The following is an 18655-nucleotide window of genomic DNA, read 5'->3' as shown; positions in this document are numbered from 1 at the left end:
TACCTTCAGCCGACGGTGCCCCGCACGATCAGGCGGGTGTTGAGTGTCTCGGTAAACGGCGCGGCATCCGGTGCCCTGAGCCGCATGAGGATGAGGCGGACGAGCGCACGCACACGCTCTTCGAGGTCGATGCGCACGGTGGTGAGGTTGTAGCTCTTCCAGTGCGCCTGCGGGATGTCGTCGAAGCCGACGACCTTGACGTCCTCAGGCACCGAAAGCCCGAGCTCGTGGCGCAGCGCGTCGATCGCGCCGAAGGCACCAACGTCGTTGGCCGCGAAGATCGCATCGGCACCTTCGCCGATCCGGAAGAGATCGAGCGTCGCCTGGTAGGCGGTGTCATAGGTGTAGTCGCCGGCAAGCACGATCGGCGCATCCATGCCGCGCTCCGCGAGCGTCTCCTTCAGCGTGCGCTCGCGCTCGGCATTGGCGAGCGACTGCGCCTTGCCGCCGAGATAGGCGATGCGTCGCGCGCCATAGCCCTGAAGCAGGGCCACGGCCTGCTCGATGCCGTTCTTCTGCCGCACGAGCAGCCGGTCGTAAAGCGTGCCGGATGCAGCGCCCGCAAACTGCTTCACGTCGTCGTAGATCACGTAGATCGGTACGGCGCGGTCGAGAAAGCCGCAGAGCACGTCGGGCAGGATGTTCTCGGTAAAGGCGATCACCGAATCCGGATTGAAGCCGCGCATATAGGTGAGCAGGCGCGGATCCATGCTGAAATCGGCCTTGGCCTTGAAGAGCAGCGTGGCGAAGCCTTCCGCCTGCAGCGCCGTCGTCAATGCGTCGATCTCCTGGCTCTCCCAGGGGCTGCAGACGTCGGGCACGATCATGCCGACGAGATGCGAGCGGCCGGTCACCAGCGAACGCGCCGCCATGTCGGGCGTGTAGTTCAGTTCCCGCGCCACCTGCAGGATCCGGTCGCGCTTTTCCGGCTTCAGCGACGCATTCGGGTTGAAGGCGCGCGAGACCGCCACGCGGGAAACATTGGCCTCGCGCGCCACCTGGTCTGCGGTGGCTCGGGCAGCTTTCTTGTCGGCGCGCTCGTTCATCGATCCGTCACAAAATGAAAACGTGTTCATTTACAAAAGAGAGCAATGCGGCGATTTCGTCAAGCGGAATAGGTGTTCCGTCAAATTTTACGCGTAGAACACATGATCCATGTTGACAAAGATGAAAGCGTGTTCATTCTTGACCGTCGTCGGGACGCCGAACCTGGAGGAGGGACGGACTGTCGCAACCAGACACATAGGTCCTTGAGAGGATCGACCGGGAGGAGAAAACATGCGTACCAGGTTTCATTCCCTATTGCTCAGCGCAGCCGCGGCCATCGCCTTTGCAGCACCCGTGAGCGCCACCGAACTCAACATTACCTGCCGCTGCATCATCGGCGGCGTAAACAGCGGCATGGCCGAGTGGATCGAAAAGAAGGTCATTCCGGCCTTTACCGAGAAGATGAAGGCCGAAGGCAAGGACGTCACCGTCAAGCTCACCCAGTTCGGCGGCGAGGACGAGCAACTGACACAGCAGCTCGCGCTCGATTTCTCCACTGGTGCCGGCCCTGACGTCTCCGGCTTCGACGGCTTCCTGATCCCGAGCTTCGTCCAGGGCAATCTCCTGAAGTCGCTCGAGGAAGTAGCCGGCCCAGACGTTCCGAAATGGGAAGGCTGGCAGCATATTTCCGACGGCACCAAGGCGCTGATGAGCTACCAGGGCAAGCCCTATGGCATCGCGCTCGGCACCGACGCCCGCATGATCTTCGTGCGCAAGGACCTGTTCAAATCGGCCGGCCTCGATGCCGACAGCTGGCAGCCGAAGTCCTGGGATGAGTTGCTCGACGCCGCCCGCAAGATCAAGGCCGCCGCCCCCGACAGCTTCCCGCTGCAGCTGAACGCCGGGGTCTCCATGGGCGAAGCGACGACCATGCAGGGCTACTGGATGGCGCTGCTCGGTACCGGCGAACAGGTCACCGACGACAGCGGCAAATACATCGTCTCAAGCCAGGGCATTCTCGACACGCTGAAGCTCTACAAGACCATCTATGTCGACGACAAGCTCGGCGACCAGCGCGCGCAGCTGCTGGCCGACGGCCGCAACCGCACCTTCGCCAATTTCCGCGACGGCAAGACGGCGATGCTCGTCGAGGGCGACTGGTTCTATCGCTCGGTGACGGCGCCCGGCGCCGAATTCGCCGTCGCCGATCGCGACAACACCATGACCTGGAAGAAGATGCCCGCCGCAGCACCCGGCAAGGGCCTGCGCGGCCAGGACTTCGTCACCATGTCCGGCGGCACCGGCTTCGTCATCAATCCGCATACGGACGCGCCTGCCGAAGCCTGGGCGCTGCTGTCCTTCATGAACAGCAAGGAGCAGCTCGACGCCTTCCAGGAAATCCAGCCGGCCATCCGCATCCGCGACGACGTGGCGATCCCGAACTCGCCGTTCCTGACGGAAACGGCAACGACGCTTTTGCCGATCACCACGGCGCGCCCGAACGACGCCAACTACAACAAGGTCTCGACCGAGATCCAGCGCATGACCGAAAGCGTCGTTTCCGGCGAGCTTTCGCCTGAAGACGCAATGGCCCAGTACAAGGCGGCCGTCATCGCCATCGTCGGCGAAGAAAACACCGTCAGCACGCTCTAGCGCCAATGCGGGATGCGACCGCAACGCGGCCCGCACCCCGCTTCGATCCAACGACAGAGCGCCCGGCTGCCATCCGTGGCCGGGCTCCCGATCCAGGATATGGGCATGAAACGCGCATGAAGAAATTCTCCCTGCTTTCGACGCGCGCCGGCGCGCTTTTCCTGGCACCGGCGTCGGCCCTCGTCGGGGTCTTCGTCATCATTCCCTTCTTCTGGGTGATCTTCGTATCCTTCACCAACCGCACACTGCTGGGGCGCACGGCCGTCGATCCCGATTTCGTCGGCCTGCAGAACTATTTCGCACTCTTCAATCCCGCGACCTTCTTCACCCGCGGCCAGTTCGGCTTTTCGCTGATCCTGACGATCCAGTTCGTGCTGCTCTCGGCCCTGATCGGCCAGGCGCTGCTCGGTCTGCTGCTCGCCTGGCTCAGCCAGACGGTGACGCCGACGCTCAAGTCCTTCCTGCAGACGGCTGTCATCGCCGCCTGGATCCTGCCGGAAGTGGTGATCGGCTTCGCCTGGTTCGCCTTCCTCGACTACGACAACGGCACGCTCAACATGATCCTGCGCGGTCTCGGCCTGCCGCCCGGCGACTGGCTGTTGCAGCAACCGTTCTGGGTGATCGTGTTCTTCAACACCTGGCGGGGTGCCGCCTTCTCGATGATGCTGTTCAACTCGGCCTTCCAGTCGATCCCGCCAAGTTATTTCCAGGCGGCAGATGTGGCCGGCGCCACCTCCTGGCAGAAGCTGCGCGACATCGCGCTGCCGCTGATCCGCGGCCATGTCGTCACCGACCTGATCCTCATCACCATGTGGACCTTCAACGTCTTCACGCCGTTCCTGCTCACCCATGGCGGGCCGTCCTATCGCACCGAAATCCTCTCGATCTACACCTACCGCATCGCCTTCAAGGATTTCGAGTTTGGCAAGGGAGCCGCCGTCGGCGTCGTCATCATGCTGATCAACCTGGCATTCGCCCTCGTCTATCTTCGGCTTGCCCACAAGAAGCCGGTGGAGGCGGAATGATGCGGAAGAAAACTCAAAACATCTTCGTGCGGCGCACAGTCTTTGCGGCCGCTGCCACCTTCCTCGGCACGGTCTTTGCGCTACCGCTCGTCTGGTTCGTCTTTGCGCCGTTCAACGCCCGCGCCGAACTCGGCCTTGCCATCCCCTCGCCTTTCACGCTTTCGAATTTCGCCACGGTCTTTGAGAACACCTTCGCGATGCAGGCGCTTTTGAACAGCCTGATACAGGCGGCGGGAGGCGTGGTGCTGGTCGGCGCGGCGGCGACGCTTGCGGCCTATGCCCTGTCGCGCTCGCCGATCCCGGGCAAGAGCGCCGTCACCTATATCCTGCTGCTCTTCTCGTCGGTCGTTTCAGGCTCGGCGGCGATGGTGCCGATCTTCCTGATCATCTCGGCAGCGGGTCTGATCGATACCCATCTCGCCGTCATCCTCGTCTTTGCCGGCGGGCTGTTGCCGACGGCGATGTTCATTCTTCGCGATTTCATCGACGCCATCCCGCGCTCCTATGAGGAGAGCGCCATGGTCGCCGGCGCCTCGCCACTCCAGGCCTTCTTCGATGTGGCGCTGCCGGTCATCCGGCCGGGCATCGTCGTGGTCGTCGTCTGGGCCTTCGTCAACATCTGGGGCAGCTTCCTCATCCCCTTCATCCTGTTGCGCAGCGACAAGCTGATGCCGGCATCCGTCGCGATCTACTCCTTCTATTCGGAGGCCGGCACGCCGATCGTCACGCTGCTGGCTGCCTATTCGCTGATCTATTCGCTGCCCGTCATCGCCCTCTATCTCTTCGTGAATTGGAAATTCGGTTTCCGGTTCTTCGGTGGCATCAAGTCGTAATCGGAAATCTGTCATGGCCTCTGTCGAATTCCAGAACATCTCCAAGACCTTCGGCGCTTTCGTCGCCGTGCCCGACATCAGCTTCCAGATCGCCGACGGCGAATTCATCTGCCTGCTCGGCCCGTCGGGCTGCGGCAAGACGACGAGTCTGCGCATGATCGCCGGTCTCGAAACGCCAACCTCTGGCCGGGTGATGATCGGCGGCCGCGACGTCACCTACCTGCATCCGAAGGACCGCGGCATCTCGATGGTCTTTCAGGACTATGCGCTCTACCCGCACATGAACATCGCCGACAACATCGCCTATCCCTTGAAGGTTCGCGGCGAGCAGGAGATCAAGCGTCACGCCCGCGCCAAGGAAGTGGCCGACGTGCTCAAGATCGGCGACCTGATGAAGCGCCTGCCGAGCCAGATCTCCGGCGGCCAGCAGCAGCGCACGTCGCTGGCGCGTGCGCTGGTCTATCCGAGCGAGGTCTATCTGTTCGACGAGCCGCTTTCGAACCTCGACGCCAAGCTGCGCCTCGAAGCCCGCGGCTTCCTCAACCACCTGCAGCGCGATATGGGCATGACCGCCGTCTACGTCACCCACGATCAGGCCGAAGCCATGGCGCTCGCAACCCGTATCGCCGTCATGGACAAGGGCCGGATCGTGCAGTTCGCGCCGCCGATCGAGATCTACCGCCGGCCCGCAACGACCTTCGTCGCCAACTTCGTCGGCAATCCGCCGATGAACCTGGTGCCGGTCGAGGCATCGATCGGCGAAGGCGCGCTGCATCTCAGGGCCGATGGCCTTCAGCTTGCGTCGATCACGCCTACCGACGCCATCGCCAAAGCGGCGAAATCAGGCAGGATGACGCTCGGCGTCCGCCCCGAACATCTGCGCATCGCGGCCGCAGGCGACCCGAACGTGGTTTCCGGCGAACTCTTCGCCAACGAGAACATGGGACCGGAAAGCCTCGTCACGTTGGAGCGCGGCGACAACGGTCGCGTCACCGCGCGCATCTTCACCGACGACGAGATCAAGGTCGGAACGTCAGTCCATCTCGCCTTCGACGCAAGGCACATCACCCTCTTCGACGACAGCGGCGCGCGAATCCCGGCCGCCGACGAACGCTGAGGCCGCCATGCAGGAATTTTCGGTGCGGATCACCCGTAAGCATCAGGCTGCCGATCCCTATTTCTATCTGCCCTTCGAGGTACCCGATGGGGTGACGCGCATCGACGCCACGCTAAGCTATCCGAAGGCGGAAGATTGCATCATCGATCTCGGCGCGCTCGATCCGCGGGCGACCGAGTATCCGACCAGCCGAGGTTTTCGCGGCTGGAGCGGCGGAGCGCGCGACCGCTTCTTCGTCGCCACCGACGACGCCACGCCCGGTTACATCCACGGCGAGATGCCGCCCGGCCAGTGGAAGGTGATGCTCGGCCTCTACAAGATCCCCGAAGAAGGCGCCGAAGTGCGCGTGACGGTCGATTTCGACAAAAGCCCGCGCTCCATCGTGCCGCAGCCGGAAAGAACGTTCCCGGTGCGCAAACATGCCGGATGGTATCGCGGCGATCTGCACTGCCATACCTTCCACTCGGACGCGGCCGGCTCGCCCGAATTGCTGCACGCCGCCGCCAAACAGGCGGGGCTCGATTTTCTTGCGGTTGCCGACCACAACACCATCACCCAGCGGCGCTATTTTCACCCGCATTCCTCCGCCGACCTCGTCTTCGTCCGTGCCATGGAAATCACCACCGCGGTCGGCCACGCCAATGTCTTCGGCGTCGACGACTGGATCGATTTTCGCATGACGAGGCCGGAACATGCCCACACGCTCGCAAGCATGGTGCATGAGCGCGGCGGCCTGCTCTCGGTCAACCACGACAAGCCGACCATCCCCTGGGACTACGACCTGCCTGAGATCGACTGCATGGAGGTCTGGCAGTCCCATTGGCTGGCGTGGAACTCGGTTTCGCTCAAGCGCTACCAGCAGCGTCTTGCCTCCGGCCTGAAGATCTCGGCGATCGGCGGCAGCGATTTCCATCAGCCGGCGCGGCTGATGCCCGAGGGACCGCTGGTTCTTGCTCGGCCGACGACGGTTCTCTATCTGAATGAGCTTTCCGAAGACGCCGTGCTCGGGGCCATGAAATCAGGTCACGGCTATGTCACGGAAAGCCCAACCGGGCCGCATCTGGAACTCGTTGCCAACGGCCAGCCGATGGGATCGACGGTAGCTGGCCCGGTGACTGCAGAGGCTTTGGTTCGCGGCGCCCGCGGTGACAGGCTGCTGTGGCTCGACGCGTCAGGCATCGTCAGCGAACAGGTGATCGAGGCCGACGATTGGACCGGCCACTATGCCGGTTCGCCTGATCGCTTCCTGCGGACCGAAATCGTCGCGGTCGCAAGCCGCGAGACGATCGTTGCCGAGTTCCGCGACGCATTCGCCGGCAAAAGCCTACCCTGGCAGCTTTCCGAGGAGGATATCGCCCGCCAGACGATCCGCCGGGCGATCAGCAACCCAATCTATTGCCGCGCTGGCTGACGCACGCTTCCTGCTCTCGTTTGAATTGGTTTCCACGGCATCAACTAGCGCCTGCCGTCCGTTGACCTATGGTCATTGGGAACGGGCCGCCCCAGTCTGCCCTTCCCGCAAATTTTTCGTTTGCAGCAATTTTAAGCAGAAATCTTCCGTGCTAAGAAAAGAGGCATAAATTCCCTCGACGGCACGTTAGGACACCCATGGCGGCACGCCAGCGCATCATTCCCATAAGGCGGGAATACAATCGTTGGGTCGCCAACCAGACGCTTGAAGACTATGCGCTGCGCTTCACCGCCAAGAGCGCGCGACGCTTCTCCTCCGAACGCATTTCACAGACCGCCATCGGCGCCATCTCCTTCCTGGCGCTGGAAGCGATCGGCGGCGCCATCACCATGTCCTACGGCACGACCAATGCGATCGTCGCGATCGTTGTCGCCAGCCTGATGATCCTGACTGTCGGGCTGCCGATCAGCCGTTATGCGATCCGCCACGGCGTCGACATCGATCTTCTGACCCGCGGCGCCAGCTTCGGCTACATTGGCTCGACGGTGACCTCGCTGATTTATGCCAGCTTCACCTTCATCCTCTTTGCGATCGAGGCCTCGATCATGTCGGGCGCGCTCGAACTGGCGCTCGGTATTCCCCTGTGGATCGGCTACATCCTGAGCGCAGTCGTCGTCATCCCGCTCGTCACCCACGGCGTGCGGCTGATCAGCAAGTTCCAGTTGATCACGCAGCCGTTCTGGATCGTGCTCAACGTCCTGCCCTTCGTCTTCATCGCCTTCGCCGATTGGGAGAAGGTCGGCTCCTGGCTTGCCTATTCGGGCATGCATCATGCTTCAGGGCCGCCCGGCACGTTCGCGCCCTTTAACCTCATCGAATTCGGCGCAGCGTCTGCCGTGATCTTCGCGCTGATGGCGCAGATCGGCGAACAGGTCGACTTCCTGCGCTTCCTGCCGCCGGATGGCCAACGCAAACTGCACCACCGCATCGCCGTATTTCTTGCCGGCTCCGGCTGGGTGATCGTCGGCGCGCCAAAGCTTCTCGCCGGCTCGTTCCTCGTCGTTCTGGCGCTTTCGAGCGGCGTTCCCTCGACTAGGGCCGCCGATCCGGCGCAGATGTACTACACCGCCTTCGGCTACATGATCCCCTCCGATACGGCTGCACTTCTGCTGATGGTCGCCTTCGTCGTCGTGTCGCAGTTGAAGATCAACGTCATGAACGCCTATGCCGGGTCGCTCGCCTGGTCGAACTTCTTCTCGCGGCTGACCCACAGCCACCCGGGCCGCGTCGTTTGGCTGGTGTTCAACGTCGCGATCGCGCTTCTGTTGATGGAACTCGGCATCTACCGGCTGCTCGAAGAAACGCTCGGCGTCTTCTCGATCATCGCCATGGCCTGGCTCTGCACGATTTCGGCCGACCTCTTCGTCAACAAGCCGCTTGGTTTGTCGCCGCCGGGCATCGAGTTCAAGCGCGCCCATCTCTATGACATCAACCCTGTCGGCCTCGGCGCCATGGCGATCTCGGCGACGGTGGCACTGACAGCGCATTTCGGCGCCTTCGGCGAAATCGCTGCCTCGCTCGCCCCCTATATCGCGCTGGTCGCCGCCTTCATCGCCTCGCCTGCGATCGCTTGGGCGACCGACGGCAAGTTCTACCTCGCGCGCAAGCCGCGCCGGAGCTGGGCGAACCGGACGGACATCACCTGCTCGATCTGCGAGCACCCGTTCGAACCGGAGGACATGGCCTGGTGTCCTGCCTATGCGGCGCCGATCTGCTCGCTCTGCTGCTCGCTCGATAGCCGCTGCCATGACATGTGCAAGCCGAAGGCCCGCTTCAACGCTCAGGTCGCGACCGTGGCCAACACCCTGCTTCCCCGCACCGTCACCGAGAAGCTCGCGACGCGGCTCGGCCGCTACGCGATCTCTGCGGTGCTGTCGATCGCCGGCATCGGCCTCATCCTCGCAATGATCGCCCACCAGACCGCCGGCGCATCCCCGGAGGTCGCGGCCGTCGTCGAGCGCACCGTCGCCGTCGTCTTCTTCGTCTTTGCCGTGCTCGCCGGCATCGTCTCGTGGTTCTACGTGCTTGCCCATGACAGCCGCGTGGTCGCCGAGGAAGAATCATCCCGGCAGAACACGTTGCTCCTGAAAGAAATCGCCGCCCACAAGAAGACCGACGCAGCCCTGCAGCAGGCGAAGGAAACGGCGGAGGCCGCCAACCGCGCCAAGAGCCGCTATGTCGTTGGCCTCAGCCATGAACTCCGAACGCCGCTCAACGCCGTGCTCGGCTACGCCCAGGTGCTGGAGCGCGACGAGACGATACCGCCGGCGCGCCAGGGCGCGATCAAGGTCATCAAACGCAGCGCCGATCACCTCTCCGGCCTGATTGACGGCCTCTTGGATATCTCCAAGATCGAGGCCGGCAAGCTGCAGGTCTATTCCAACGAGATCAACATTCACGACTTCCTCGACCAGATCGTCGAGATGTTCCGGCCGCAAGCGCTAGCCAAGGGCATCAGCTTCGAGCACGAGCGCGCCGCCAGCCTGCCGCGCTACGTAAAGACCGACGAGAAGCGCCTGCGCCAGATCCTCGTCAACCTGCTTTCCAACGCCTTGAAATTCACCGAGCGCGGCGGCATCCGTCTGGATGTCGCCTATCGCAGTCAGGTGGCGACCTTCACGGTTGCCGACAGCGGCCGCGGCATTGCCGACAAGGACCTACCGCGCATCTTCGACCCCTTCCAGCGCGGCGAGGCCGAACATCAAGGCAGCATGCCGGGCCTCGGCCTCGGCCTCACGATCACGCGGCTTTTGACGCAGACGCTTGGCGGCGAAATTTTAGTCACCAGTGCGCTTGGGCAAGGCACCAGCTTCCGGGTGCGGCTGATGCTGTCGGCGGTCGATCGTCCGCTACCTCCCGCAGCCCCGCGCCGCATCACCTCCTATCTCGGCCCGCGCCGCACCATCATTGTCGTCGACGACAACGCCGACCATCGTGACCTCATGCGCGAAATCCTCGTGCCGATGGACTTCACGGTGCTGACCGCCGCGTCCGGAGCCGATTGCCTGGCGCTGCTTCAAGACCTCGGCGCCGACCTCTTTCTCATCGATATCTCGATGCCGGCCATGAGCGGCTGGGAGCTTGTCGATCGGCTGCGCCAGGGCGGACAGATCGCACCGATCATCATGCTGTCGGCCAATATCGGCGACGGTTCGGCGACCGGAGCGTTCCGCGGCCACAGCGACACGCTCGCCAAGCCCTTCCCCGTCGGCCAACTCGCCGACAAGCTCGCCGTGCACCTTGGCCTTACCTGGGTTCACGAGGGAGAGGAGAAGCAAGCCGGCCCGGCACCGGCCACAAAACCGCTGATGCGCCCCGACGCCTATCACGTCGAAGAACTGATCCGCCTTGGAGAGATCGGCTACGTCAGGGGCATCGAGGCCAAGCTGACGGAGATTGCCCTGCAGCCCGAACACCAGCCCTTCGCCGAGGCCGCCCGCGCCTATGTGCAGGCCTTCGACCTCTCGGGCTACGACGCCTTCCTCAAGAACAACGCGGCCAACGGAGACGACGCCCATGGCTGAGACCAGCGACCGCCGCGACATCGTGCTTCTCGTCGACGATTCCCCGGAGGCGCTCGGCTTCCTGACGGAAGCGCTGGAGCAATCCGGCTTTTCCGTGCTGATCGCGACCTCCGGCAACGCCGCCCTTTCGATTGCCGAGCGCATCACGCCCGACGTCATCCTGCTCGATGCCGTCATGCCCGGCATCGACGGCTTCGAGACCTGCCGCCGCCTCAAGGGCAACGCCGCCGTCGGCCAGACGCCGGTGCTGTTCATGACCGGGCTGACAGAGACCGAACACGTGGTGCGCGCGCTCGAGGCCGGCGGCGTCGACTATCTGACCAAGCCGATCAACATCGACGAGTTGAGGGCGCGCATTCGCGTCCATCTCTCCAATGCCCGCTCGGCCCAGAGCGCAAGGGTCGCCCTCGACGCGGCCGGCCGCCACCTGCTCGCGGTGCGTAGCGACGGGAGCGTCTGCTGGTCGACGCCGCAGGCAACGCGTCTCGTCAACGCCGCAACCGGCCGCGACGATGGCATGGCAATCGTCACCCGGCGCATCGCGGGCTGGATGGCAACCCGCCTGCGCGCCAGCGTGCCCGAAGACGGCAGCTTCACGCTCGACCAGCCGGAGCAGTCGTCGCTGCAGATATCCTTCCTCGGCTCGATCGGTCCGAATGAACACCTCTTCCGCCTCACGGCCGAAAATCGCCGCTCAGACGATGCGGTGTTGCGTCAGCACTTCGCATTGACCCCCAGGGAATCGGAGGTGCTGCTGTGGATCGCCAAGGGCAAAGCGAACCGCGACATCGGCGAGATCCTCGGCCTGAGCGCGCGCACCGTCACCAAGCATCTGGAGCAGATCTATGTGAAGCTCGGTGTCGAGAACCGGGCGTCCGCCGCGGTGAAAGCCACGCAGGTTCTGCACGGAATATGACGCCGCGAACGGAACATCCGCCGCCGTCACACGTTCGGCTGGTTATCCAGATGCCCTTTTTGTAAGATCGACGCCCTGGAGGGAGGGTTGCGTCCATGCCCCAATGGTTGCTGCTTGTCGCCATGACCGCACTCGCTGCCGGCGGTGCGCGCGCAGACGAAGGCGCTTTCCTGAAGACGCTCGGCGGCAACTGGGCGGGAACAGGAACGGTGCGCATCCGCACCAACCTGTCGCCGGTCAATGTCACCTGCAGCTTCAATTCCGAGGCCAGCGGCCTTGCCCTGTCGATGGAGGGCGTCTGCCGCGGCCTGCTCGTGATCTCGCGCTCGGTCGACGCGAAGCTGCGCTATTCCGGCTCGACCTATAGCGGCTCCTATCTCGGCCCGCGCGGCGGGCGCGCCGGCCTTAATGGCAGCCGGCGCGGCGACGCGATCAACCTCACCATCCGCTGGGCCAAGGAAGTCAACGGCGACCGCAGCGCCGACCTCACCTTGCGCAAGATCGGCGCCAATGGAATGCGGTTGACGACCATCGATGTCGATCCCGCTTCGGGAAAGCGGGTGGTGACGAGCGAGATCAATCTCAAGCGAAAATAGGCCGCCCCACCGGAGCGGCCTTGGCCGGCGATCAGGCCGCAGCCGTGGTGCGATTGTCGAAGTCGGTGGTCCATTGCAGCGACGGGCGCTCGCCGCAGCGCTCGACCCAGGCATTGACGACGGCGCTATCGGGCGTTGCCGCCGGATACCAGGCAAAGGGCGAGTGCAGCAGAAGGTCGACGGCCGTATAGCGGTCGCCCATCAGATAGGGACTGTCCTTCAAGGCGTTTTCGAGCCGCTCTGCGATTTCCGCCGGGCCGCGGAACGTGGCGTCGAGATAGGGGTGCGAGAGCCCGGCAGCGTGGGTGATCAGCACCGGCTCGACGACGCCGGCATACCAGGCAAGCCAGCTCAGATACCGACCGCGCTGCGGGTCGCCCGCAACCGGCGCCATCTGCTTTTCCGGAAAGAGATCCGTCAGGTACTGGATGATCGCGATGCTCTCCCAGAGCACGACGCCGTCATGGACGAGCAGCGGAACCTTGCCTTCCGGATGCGGGTTCTTCGGATCCTTGCGGCCGCTGCCATCGCCTCGAGTGATATCGACGATCTCGATCGCGACCTTGTCCACGGCGTCGAGTTCGCGAAGCAGGGTGATGATGCGCGACGAGCGCGAGCGCGGGGCGTGAAAGAGTGTCAGCATGGTCTGGTTCCTCGGTTGCGTTTGGCAATGCGGATCTTATACAGTCGGCCAACTGCCAGTTTTCGTCAGTAGGCTTCCTCTATCCTCCAAAGTCATGGCCCGCAGTGATCGTCTGTTCCGCCTGCTCCAGGCGCTTCGCACACTCCCCTCCCCGGTAACGGCCGCGCGCCTCGCCGAGGAAACGGGCGTGTCGTTGCGCTCGCTCTATCGGGACATCGACAGCCTGCGCGCCGCCGGCGCCGTCATCGACGGCGAGCGCGGCTTCGGCTACCGGCTGACGGAGGACATCGCCTTGCCGCCACAAACTTTCACGCGCCTGGAGATCGAGGCACTGGTGCTCGGCCTTGCCGAGGTGCAGCACATGGGAGAGCCGGATCTCGCGGCCGCAGCAGGCGCCGTGCTTTCCAAGATAACGGCGACACTGCCCGATCGGTTGCAGCGCCAGGCGCTGCATGCGGCATCGCAGGTCTACCGCTTCGAGCGCCGGGAGCCGCCGGTTGCCGATGTCGCTCTTTTGCGTGAGGCCTGCTGGCAGGAGCGAGCAATCATGATCGGCTATGTCGACGCCGACCAGCAGCGGACCGACCGACAGGTCCTGCCGCTGGCGATCGTCTATCTCGAGCGGATGCTGGTGCTGCTTGCCTGGTGCTGCCTGCGCCAGGATTTCCGCAAGTTCCGCGTCGACCGCATCGTCGATGTCGCGATGACGGAGGAGAGTTTCCGCCCGCGCCGGGTGCCGATGCTCCGGGATTTCGTCGCCTATCTGAACGCCGGTGCGCCTGAGACGTCGAAGATGACCTTGAGCGGCCAGTAGCCCCAAACGAAAACGCGGCCCGTGTTGCCACGAGCCGCGTCCGGACTGCATTCGCAGTCATGCCTTGGGAGGCAAACTTATTCCGCGGGCTGCAATGCCGGCTGCGGCAAGGCTTCCGGCGTGCGGCCACCAAGGACCGCGGCCATCTGTGCCTCGTCGAGTTCCCCTTCCCACTTCGCAACGACGATGGTTGCGACCGCATTGCCGACGAAGTTGGTCAGCGCGCGGCATTCCGACATGAAGCGGTCGATGCCGAGGATCAGCGCCATGCCGGCGACCGGTACGGCCGGGACGACCGAGAGCGTCGCCGCGAGCGTGATGAAGCCGGCGCCGGTGATGCCGGCGGCACCCTTGGAGCTCAGCATCGCGACGAGCAACAGCAGCACCTGATCGCCGAGCGACAGCGGGATGTCCATCGCCTGGGCGATGAAGAGCGCGGCCAGCGTCATGTAGATGTTGGTGCCGTCGAGGTTGAAGGAGTAGCCGGTCGGGATGACCAGGCCGACGACCGAGCGCTTGCAGCCGGCCTTTTCCATCTTGCTCATCAGGCCCGGAAGGGCTGCTTCCGACGAGGAGGTGCCGAGAACGAGCAGCAGCTCTTCCTTGATGTAGCGGATGAGCGCCACGATCGAGAAACCGTTGTAGCGGGCAACGGCGCCGAGAACGATGAACACGAAGAGGAAGGACGTGATGTAGAAGGTGCCGATCAGCATCGCGAGGTTGGCGATCGAGCCGACGCCGTACTTGCCAATGGTGAAGGCCATCGCACCGAAGGCTCCGATCGGGGCCGCCTTCATCAGGATGCCGACGAGCTTGAACACCGGCAGCGTCAGCGCATGCAGGAAGTCGACGACGGGCTCGGCCTTCTTGCCGACCATGGCGAGCGACAGGCCGAAGAGCACGGAGATGAACAGCACCTGCAGAATGTCGCCATCGGCGAAGGCACCGACCAGCGTCGTCGGGATGATGCCCATCAGGAAACCGGTGATCGTCTGCTCATGCGCCTTCTCGGCATAGGTCGTGACAGCCTTGACGTCGAGCGAGGCGGGATCGATGTGCATGCCGGCGCCCGGCTGGACGACATTGGCGACGATCAGGCCGATGATCAGCGCGAGCGTCGAAAACGTCAGGAAATAGATCATCGCCTTGCCGGCGACGCGGCCGACCTTGGCAAGATCGGTCATGCCAGCAATGCCGGTCGCGACCGTCAGGAAGATGACCGGCGCGATGATCATCTTGACGAGGCGGATGAAGGCGTCGCCAAGCGGCTTCAGCTCGGTGCCGAGCGACGGATAGAAATGGCCGAGCAGGATGCCGGCGGCGATCGCAACCAGCACCTGGACATAGAGATGGCGATAGAAAGGTGTCTTGCCGCGCGGTTCCGCGGATTGTTCGATAATCATGAGATCCTCCACTGGACCCAGTCCGGCGTCATGCCGGGCCTCCCGGGTCAATTTCCGATGCGCGACAGCTCGGGCTGTCATGAGGATGTCATTTGCAACGGCCGTGCCAGTTCGCCGCGGCAGGAACCAAGCCTTTGAATTGATGAGGATGTTTTGTGCGGGCGACTTGGTGCGCACAAAGAGTTGAGCGGATTTCCGCACAAGCTATCTGGAAGCCTGAGCGAAAAAATGCACAATTGGGCCATGTTCGATGCCCTCTCCGCCCCCCTCAATCTGGCAGATCTCGACCAGTCGATGCGCCGCACCTGGCTGGTCTTTGCCGGCCTTGCCGTCGCGCTGCTTGTCGCCGCGCTCCTGCTTGCCGGCGAATACGGCCGAAGCCAGGCACTCGAAGCGGTCGATGCCCAAAGCCGGATCGATGCCAATCTGAAGGCCTCGCTGCTGCGCGCCGTGCTCGAGCGCCAGCGCTCGACGCCGCTGGTGCTGGCCGACGATGTCGAGGTGAAGGCGGCCCTTTCGACCCGCAGCCCAGAGGCGCTGCAGCGGCTGGACGAAAAGCTTCAGGCGCTGGCGGCCAACACCGACGCCGCTGTCATCTACGTGATCGGCCTTGATGGCGTCGCGGTCGCTGCCAGCAACTGGCGCGAGCCGACGAGTTTCGTCGGCAACGACTATGCCTTCCGCGAATATTTCCGCATGGCGATGCGCGACGGCAAGGCCGAGCATTTCGCCATGGGCAACGTCAGCAAGCGGCCCGGCCTCTATATCTCCCGGCGGGTCCAGGGTCCTGACGGTCCGATCGGCGTCGTCGTCGCCAAGCTCGAGTTCGACGACGTGGAAGCCGAATGGCTCGCCTCCGGCAAGCCGGTCTACGTCACCGACCGGCGCGGTATCGTGCTGATCACCAGCTTTCCCTCCTGGCGTTTCATGACGACGAGGACCATTCCGCGCGATCGCGTCGCCGCCATCCGCGACAGCCTGCAGTTCGGCGATGCCTCGCTGCTGCCGCTGCCCTTCCGAGACATCGAGCCGACGAGCGACGGCTCCAGCGAGTTGCGCGCGCTTTTGCCCGGCGACAGCGAACGGCGGTTCCTCCGAGTCGAAACCATGGTGCCGACCACAAGCTGGCGGCTGGAGCAACTGGCGCCGCTCGACGGCGCAATCTCGGCGGCAACCCGCGAGGCCCGGCTGATTGCGCTCGCCCTCCTCGCACCGCTGCTCGCCCTTACCGCCTTCCTCCTGCGCCGCCGCCAGACGCTGGCGCTCGTCTCAGCGCGCGATCGCGCCGCCCGCGACGAGTTGGAAACCCGTGTGGCGGAGCGCACCCATGATCTCAGCCTTGCCCGCGATCATCTCGAAACGGAGATCGCCGACCATCGGCGCACCGGCGAAAAGCTGCAGGCGGTGCAACAGGAGCTCGTCCAGGCGAACCGACTGGCGATCCTCGGCCAGGTAGCAGCCGGCGTCGCCCACGAGATCAACCAGCCGGTCGCGACCATCCGCGCCTATGCCGACAACGCCCGCACCTTCCTTGACCGGGGCCAGCAGCAGACGGCGGTCGAGAACCTCGTCAGCATCGCCGAACTGACCGACCGGGTCGGCACCATCACCGACGAACTCAGAAGCTTTGCCCGCAAGGGCCGCTTCGTCGCCGAACCGACGCCGATGCGCGACGTGATCGAAGGGGCGATGTTGTTGCTGCGCAGCCGCTTTGCCGGCCGCATGGATGCGATCGTCATCGACCTGCCGGAAAATGGCCTCCGCGTGCTCGGCAGCCGCATCCGGCTGGAACAGGTGCTGATCAATCTTCTCCAGAACGCGCTGGAAGCGCTCGGCGCGCGTGCCGACGCCGAGATCCGCGTGCGCTGCGAGGACAGCCCCTCCGGGACGGTTTCGCTCGTCGTTGCCGACAACGGCCCGGGCATTGCCCCGCATATCCGCGAGGATCTGTTCACGCCGTTCAACACCTCGAAGGACGAGGGCCTCGGCCTCGGCCTTGCCATCTCCAAGGAGATCGTCGCCGATTATGGCGGCGATATCACCGTCGACACCAGCGACAAGGGCACCGTCTTCACGGTTCGCCTGAAGAGGGCCTGAGCGATGCAGCCGACCGTCTATCTCGTCGACGACGACACCCATCTGCGCAAGGCGATGACGCAGACGCTGGAACTCGCCGGCCTCACCGTCATCCCGTTTGCCAGCGCCGCCGAAGCGTTGAAGACGCTCGATGCCAATTTCGACGGCATCGTCGTCAGCGATATCCGCATGCCGGGCATCGACGGCCTCGCCTTCTTCCGCCGTATCGAAGCCTTCGACGCAGACCTGCCGGTGATCCTGGTGACCGGTCATGGCGATATCCCGATGGCAGTGCAGGCGCTTCAGGACGGCGTCTACGACTTCATCCCCAAACCCTTTGCCGCCGACCGACTGGTGCAGAGCGTGCATCGGGCGCTGGAAAAACGCCGGCTCGTGATGGAAAACCGCGCGTTGAAGCGGGCCGCCGAGACGGCCGGCGACAGCCTGCCGCTGATCGGCCAGACGCCGGCCATGGAGCACCTGCGCCAGACCATCCGGCACATCGCCGATACCGATGTCGACGTGCTCGTCGCCGGCGAGACCGGCAGCGGCAAGGAGGTGGTGGCGACGCTGCTTCACAATTGGAGCCGCCGCCGTAACGGCAACTTCGTGGCGCTGAATTGCGGCGCGCTCCCCGAAACGGTCATCGAAAGCGAACTCTTCGGCCATGAACCGGGCGCCTTCACCGGCGCCTTGAAGAAGCGCATCGGACGGATCGAGCATGCGAGCGGCGGCACGCTGTTCCTCGACGAGATCGAGGCGATGCCACCGGCAACGCAGGTGAAGATGCTGCGCGTTCTGGAAGCGCGCGAGATCACGCCGCTTGGCACCAACCAGGTTCGTCCGGTCGATATCCGCGTCATTGCCGCTGCCAAGATCGATCTTGGCAATCCGGCGGAGCGTGGCGATTTTCGCGAGGACCTCTACTTCCGATTGAACGTCGTGACGCTGTCGATCCCGCCGCTGCGCGAACGCCGTGACGATATCCCGCTACTCTTCTCGCACTTCCTGACCCGGGCGGCCGAGCGCTTCAAGCGCGACGTGCCGATGATCTCTCCGGCCGTACAACGGCATCTGATGACGCATGCCTGGCCGGGCAATGTGCGTGAACTCTCGCATTTTGCCGAGCGGGTGGCGCTTGGTGTAGAAGGTCCGCTGGGCCAAACGATTGCGCCGGTCGAACAACCCGGATTTGCGCTGCCGGAACGGCTTGAACGCTACGAGGCGGAGATCCTGAAGGAGGTGCTGCGCGCCCAGCGCGGCGACGTCAAGGCGACGATCGAGGCGCTCGGCATCCCGCGCAAGACCTTCTACGACAAGCTCCAGCGCCACGGCATCAACCGCGCCGACTATGCCGAGCGGACAGCACCGGAAAAGGCCGGCCGCTAGCGCCAAATTCGAATCCGAAAACACACGCACTAGGTGCATCTTTGTCGACAGGCGAATTCACGCTTGACGACCCGGGCCGTTCGATGGCTATGATCTAGGCATTCACCAGGGGGGTCCCGCAAGGGGCTGAGATTCTGCTGGATGGCCGGCTTGCCGGCTATAGCGCAGTGACCCGTTGAACCTGATCCAGTTCATACTGGCGTAGGGA

At 64.0% G+C, this 18655-nt stretch carries 14 protein-coding genes and 1 riboswitch; of the genes, 11 read left to right on the top strand and 3 right to left on the bottom strand.

Going from position 1 to position 18655, the window contains the following annotated elements; genetic code table 11:
- Window positions 1-5 precede the first annotated feature (5 nt).
- Window positions 6-1046 (bottom strand): LacI family DNA-binding transcriptional regulator, encoded by a 1041-nt coding sequence (locus tag L981_RS15000; protein ID WP_043617514.1) that lies wholly within the window; start codon window positions 1044-1046, stop codon window positions 6-8.
- A gap of 232 nt (window positions 1047-1278) precedes the next feature.
- Between L981_RS15000 and L981_RS14995 the strand changes: the two genes are divergently transcribed.
- The 8 genes from L981_RS14995 to L981_RS14960 all read left to right on the top strand — a co-directional run bounded on the left by L981_RS14995 (window position 1279) and on the right by L981_RS14960 (window position 12122).
- A complete protein-coding gene (locus L981_RS14995; protein WP_043617511.1) occupies window positions 1279-2640 on the top strand; it encodes an extracellular solute-binding protein in 1362 nt (453 codons plus the stop codon).
- A gap of 116 nt (window positions 2641-2756) precedes the next feature.
- Window positions 2757-3665, top strand: a complete 909-nt coding sequence (locus L981_RS14990; RefSeq protein WP_043617508.1) for a carbohydrate ABC transporter permease — start codon at window positions 2757-2759, stop codon at window positions 3663-3665.
- Entirely contained in the window at window positions 3665-4498 is an 834-nt protein-coding gene (locus tag L981_RS14985; protein ID WP_043617568.1) for a carbohydrate ABC transporter permease, read from the top strand. The genes L981_RS14990 and L981_RS14985 overlap by 1 nt, the downstream gene beginning before the upstream one ends.
- Window positions 4499-4511: 13 nt before the next feature.
- Entirely contained in the window at window positions 4512-5615 is a 1104-nt protein-coding gene (locus tag L981_RS14980; protein WP_043617505.1) for an ABC transporter ATP-binding protein, read from the top strand.
- A gap of 7 nt (window positions 5616-5622) precedes the next feature.
- Window positions 5623-7026, top strand: coding sequence for a CehA/McbA family metallohydrolase (locus L981_RS14975; protein WP_043617502.1), 1404 nt, complete (start codon window positions 5623-5625; stop codon window positions 7024-7026).
- A gap of 197 nt (window positions 7027-7223) precedes the next feature.
- Entirely contained in the window at window positions 7224-10610 is a 3387-nt protein-coding gene (locus tag L981_RS14970) for an ATP-binding protein (protein ID WP_043617498.1), read from the top strand.
- The gene (locus L981_RS14965; RefSeq protein WP_043617495.1) at window positions 10603-11526 is read left to right on the top strand and encodes a response regulator transcription factor; all 924 of its coding nucleotides are present in this window, start codon (window positions 10603-10605) and stop codon (window positions 11524-11526) included. Before L981_RS14970 ends, L981_RS14965 begins: the two co-directional genes overlap by 8 nt.
- A 95-nt stretch (window positions 11527-11621) precedes the next feature.
- Window positions 11622-12122, top strand: coding sequence for a hypothetical protein (locus L981_RS14960; protein ID WP_043617491.1), 501 nt, complete (start codon window positions 11622-11624; stop codon window positions 12120-12122).
- Window positions 12123-12153: 31 nt separating this feature from the next.
- Here the strand turns inward: L981_RS14960 and L981_RS14955 are convergent, their stop codons facing one another.
- A complete protein-coding gene (locus L981_RS14955; RefSeq protein WP_043617488.1) occupies window positions 12154-12765 on the bottom strand; it encodes a glutathione S-transferase family protein in 612 nt (203 codons plus the stop codon).
- A 94-nt stretch (window positions 12766-12859) separates the two neighbouring features.
- Here L981_RS14955 and L981_RS14950 point away from each other — a divergent pair, with 94 nt between their 5' ends.
- The gene (locus tag L981_RS14950; protein ID WP_043617485.1) at window positions 12860-13579 is read left to right on the top strand and encodes a YafY family protein; all 720 of its coding nucleotides are present in this window, start codon (window positions 12860-12862) and stop codon (window positions 13577-13579) included.
- Between the two features lie 77 nt (window positions 13580-13656).
- On the opposite strand, the gene L981_RS14945 is transcribed toward L981_RS14950, so the two are convergent.
- The gene (locus L981_RS14945; protein ID WP_043617482.1) at window positions 13657-14982 is read right to left on the bottom strand and encodes a dicarboxylate/amino acid:cation symporter; all 1326 of its coding nucleotides are present in this window, start codon (window positions 14980-14982) and stop codon (window positions 13657-13659) included.
- A 228-nt stretch (window positions 14983-15210) separates the two neighbouring features.
- On the opposite strand from L981_RS14945, the gene L981_RS14940 reads away from it, so the two are divergent.
- Window positions 15211-17079: an ATP-binding protein gene (locus L981_RS14940; protein WP_043617479.1), complete on the top strand. Its 1869-nt coding sequence runs from the start codon at window positions 15211-15213 to the stop codon at window positions 17077-17079.
- Between the two features lie 3 nt (window positions 17080-17082).
- Window positions 17083-18447 (top strand): sigma-54 dependent transcriptional regulator, encoded by a 1365-nt coding sequence (locus tag L981_RS14935; RefSeq protein ID WP_043617476.1) that lies wholly within the window; start codon window positions 17083-17085, stop codon window positions 18445-18447.
- 97 nt (window positions 18448-18544) lie between these two features.
- Window positions 18545-18655, top strand: a riboswitch (TPP riboswitch). This riboswitch is flagged as partial in the annotation.

The sequence above is a fragment of the Ensifer sp. ZNC0028 genome (genome assembly GCF_000799055.1).
In the GTDB taxonomy this organism is placed as follows: domain Bacteria; phylum Pseudomonadota; class Alphaproteobacteria; order Rhizobiales; family Rhizobiaceae; genus Ensifer.
This window is presented reverse-complemented; position numbering and strand designations above follow the sequence as displayed.

Excerpts from the sequence above, each read along its gene's own strand:
- L981_RS15000 (WP_043617514.1), bottom strand. The coding sequence starts at position 1,046 with ATGAACGAGCGCGCCGACAAGAAAGCTGCCCGAGCCACCGCAGACCAG.
- L981_RS14995 (WP_043617511.1), top strand. The coding sequence starts at position 1,279 with ATGCGTACCAGGTTTCATTCCCTATTGCTCAGCGCAGCCGCGGCCATC.
- L981_RS14990 (WP_043617508.1), top strand. The coding sequence starts at position 2,757 with ATGAAGAAATTCTCCCTGCTTTCGACGCGCGCCGGCGCGCTTTTCCTG.
- L981_RS14985 (WP_043617568.1), top strand. The coding sequence starts at position 3,665 with ATGCGGAAGAAAACTCAAAACATCTTCGTGCGGCGCACAGTCTTTGCG.
- L981_RS14980 (WP_043617505.1), top strand. The coding sequence starts at position 4,512 with ATGGCCTCTGTCGAATTCCAGAACATCTCCAAGACCTTCGGCGCTTTC.
- L981_RS14975 (WP_043617502.1), top strand. The coding sequence starts at position 5,623 with ATGCAGGAATTTTCGGTGCGGATCACCCGTAAGCATCAGGCTGCCGAT.
- L981_RS14970 (WP_043617498.1), top strand. The coding sequence starts at position 7,224 with ATGGCGGCACGCCAGCGCATCATTCCCATAAGGCGGGAATACAATCGT.
- L981_RS14965 (WP_043617495.1), top strand. The coding sequence starts at position 10,603 with ATGGCTGAGACCAGCGACCGCCGCGACATCGTGCTTCTCGTCGACGAT.
- L981_RS14960 (WP_043617491.1), top strand. The coding sequence starts at position 11,622 with ATGCCCCAATGGTTGCTGCTTGTCGCCATGACCGCACTCGCTGCCGGC.
- L981_RS14955 (WP_043617488.1), bottom strand. The coding sequence starts at position 12,765 with ATGCTGACACTCTTTCACGCCCCGCGCTCGCGCTCGTCGCGCATCATC.
- L981_RS14950 (WP_043617485.1), top strand. The coding sequence starts at position 12,860 with ATGGCCCGCAGTGATCGTCTGTTCCGCCTGCTCCAGGCGCTTCGCACA.
- L981_RS14945 (WP_043617482.1), bottom strand. The coding sequence starts at position 14,982 with ATGATTATCGAACAATCCGCGGAACCGCGCGGCAAGACACCTTTCTAT.
- L981_RS14940 (WP_043617479.1), top strand. The coding sequence starts at position 15,211 with ATGCACAATTGGGCCATGTTCGATGCCCTCTCCGCCCCCCTCAATCTG.
- L981_RS14935 (WP_043617476.1), top strand. The coding sequence starts at position 17,083 with ATGCAGCCGACCGTCTATCTCGTCGACGACGACACCCATCTGCGCAAG.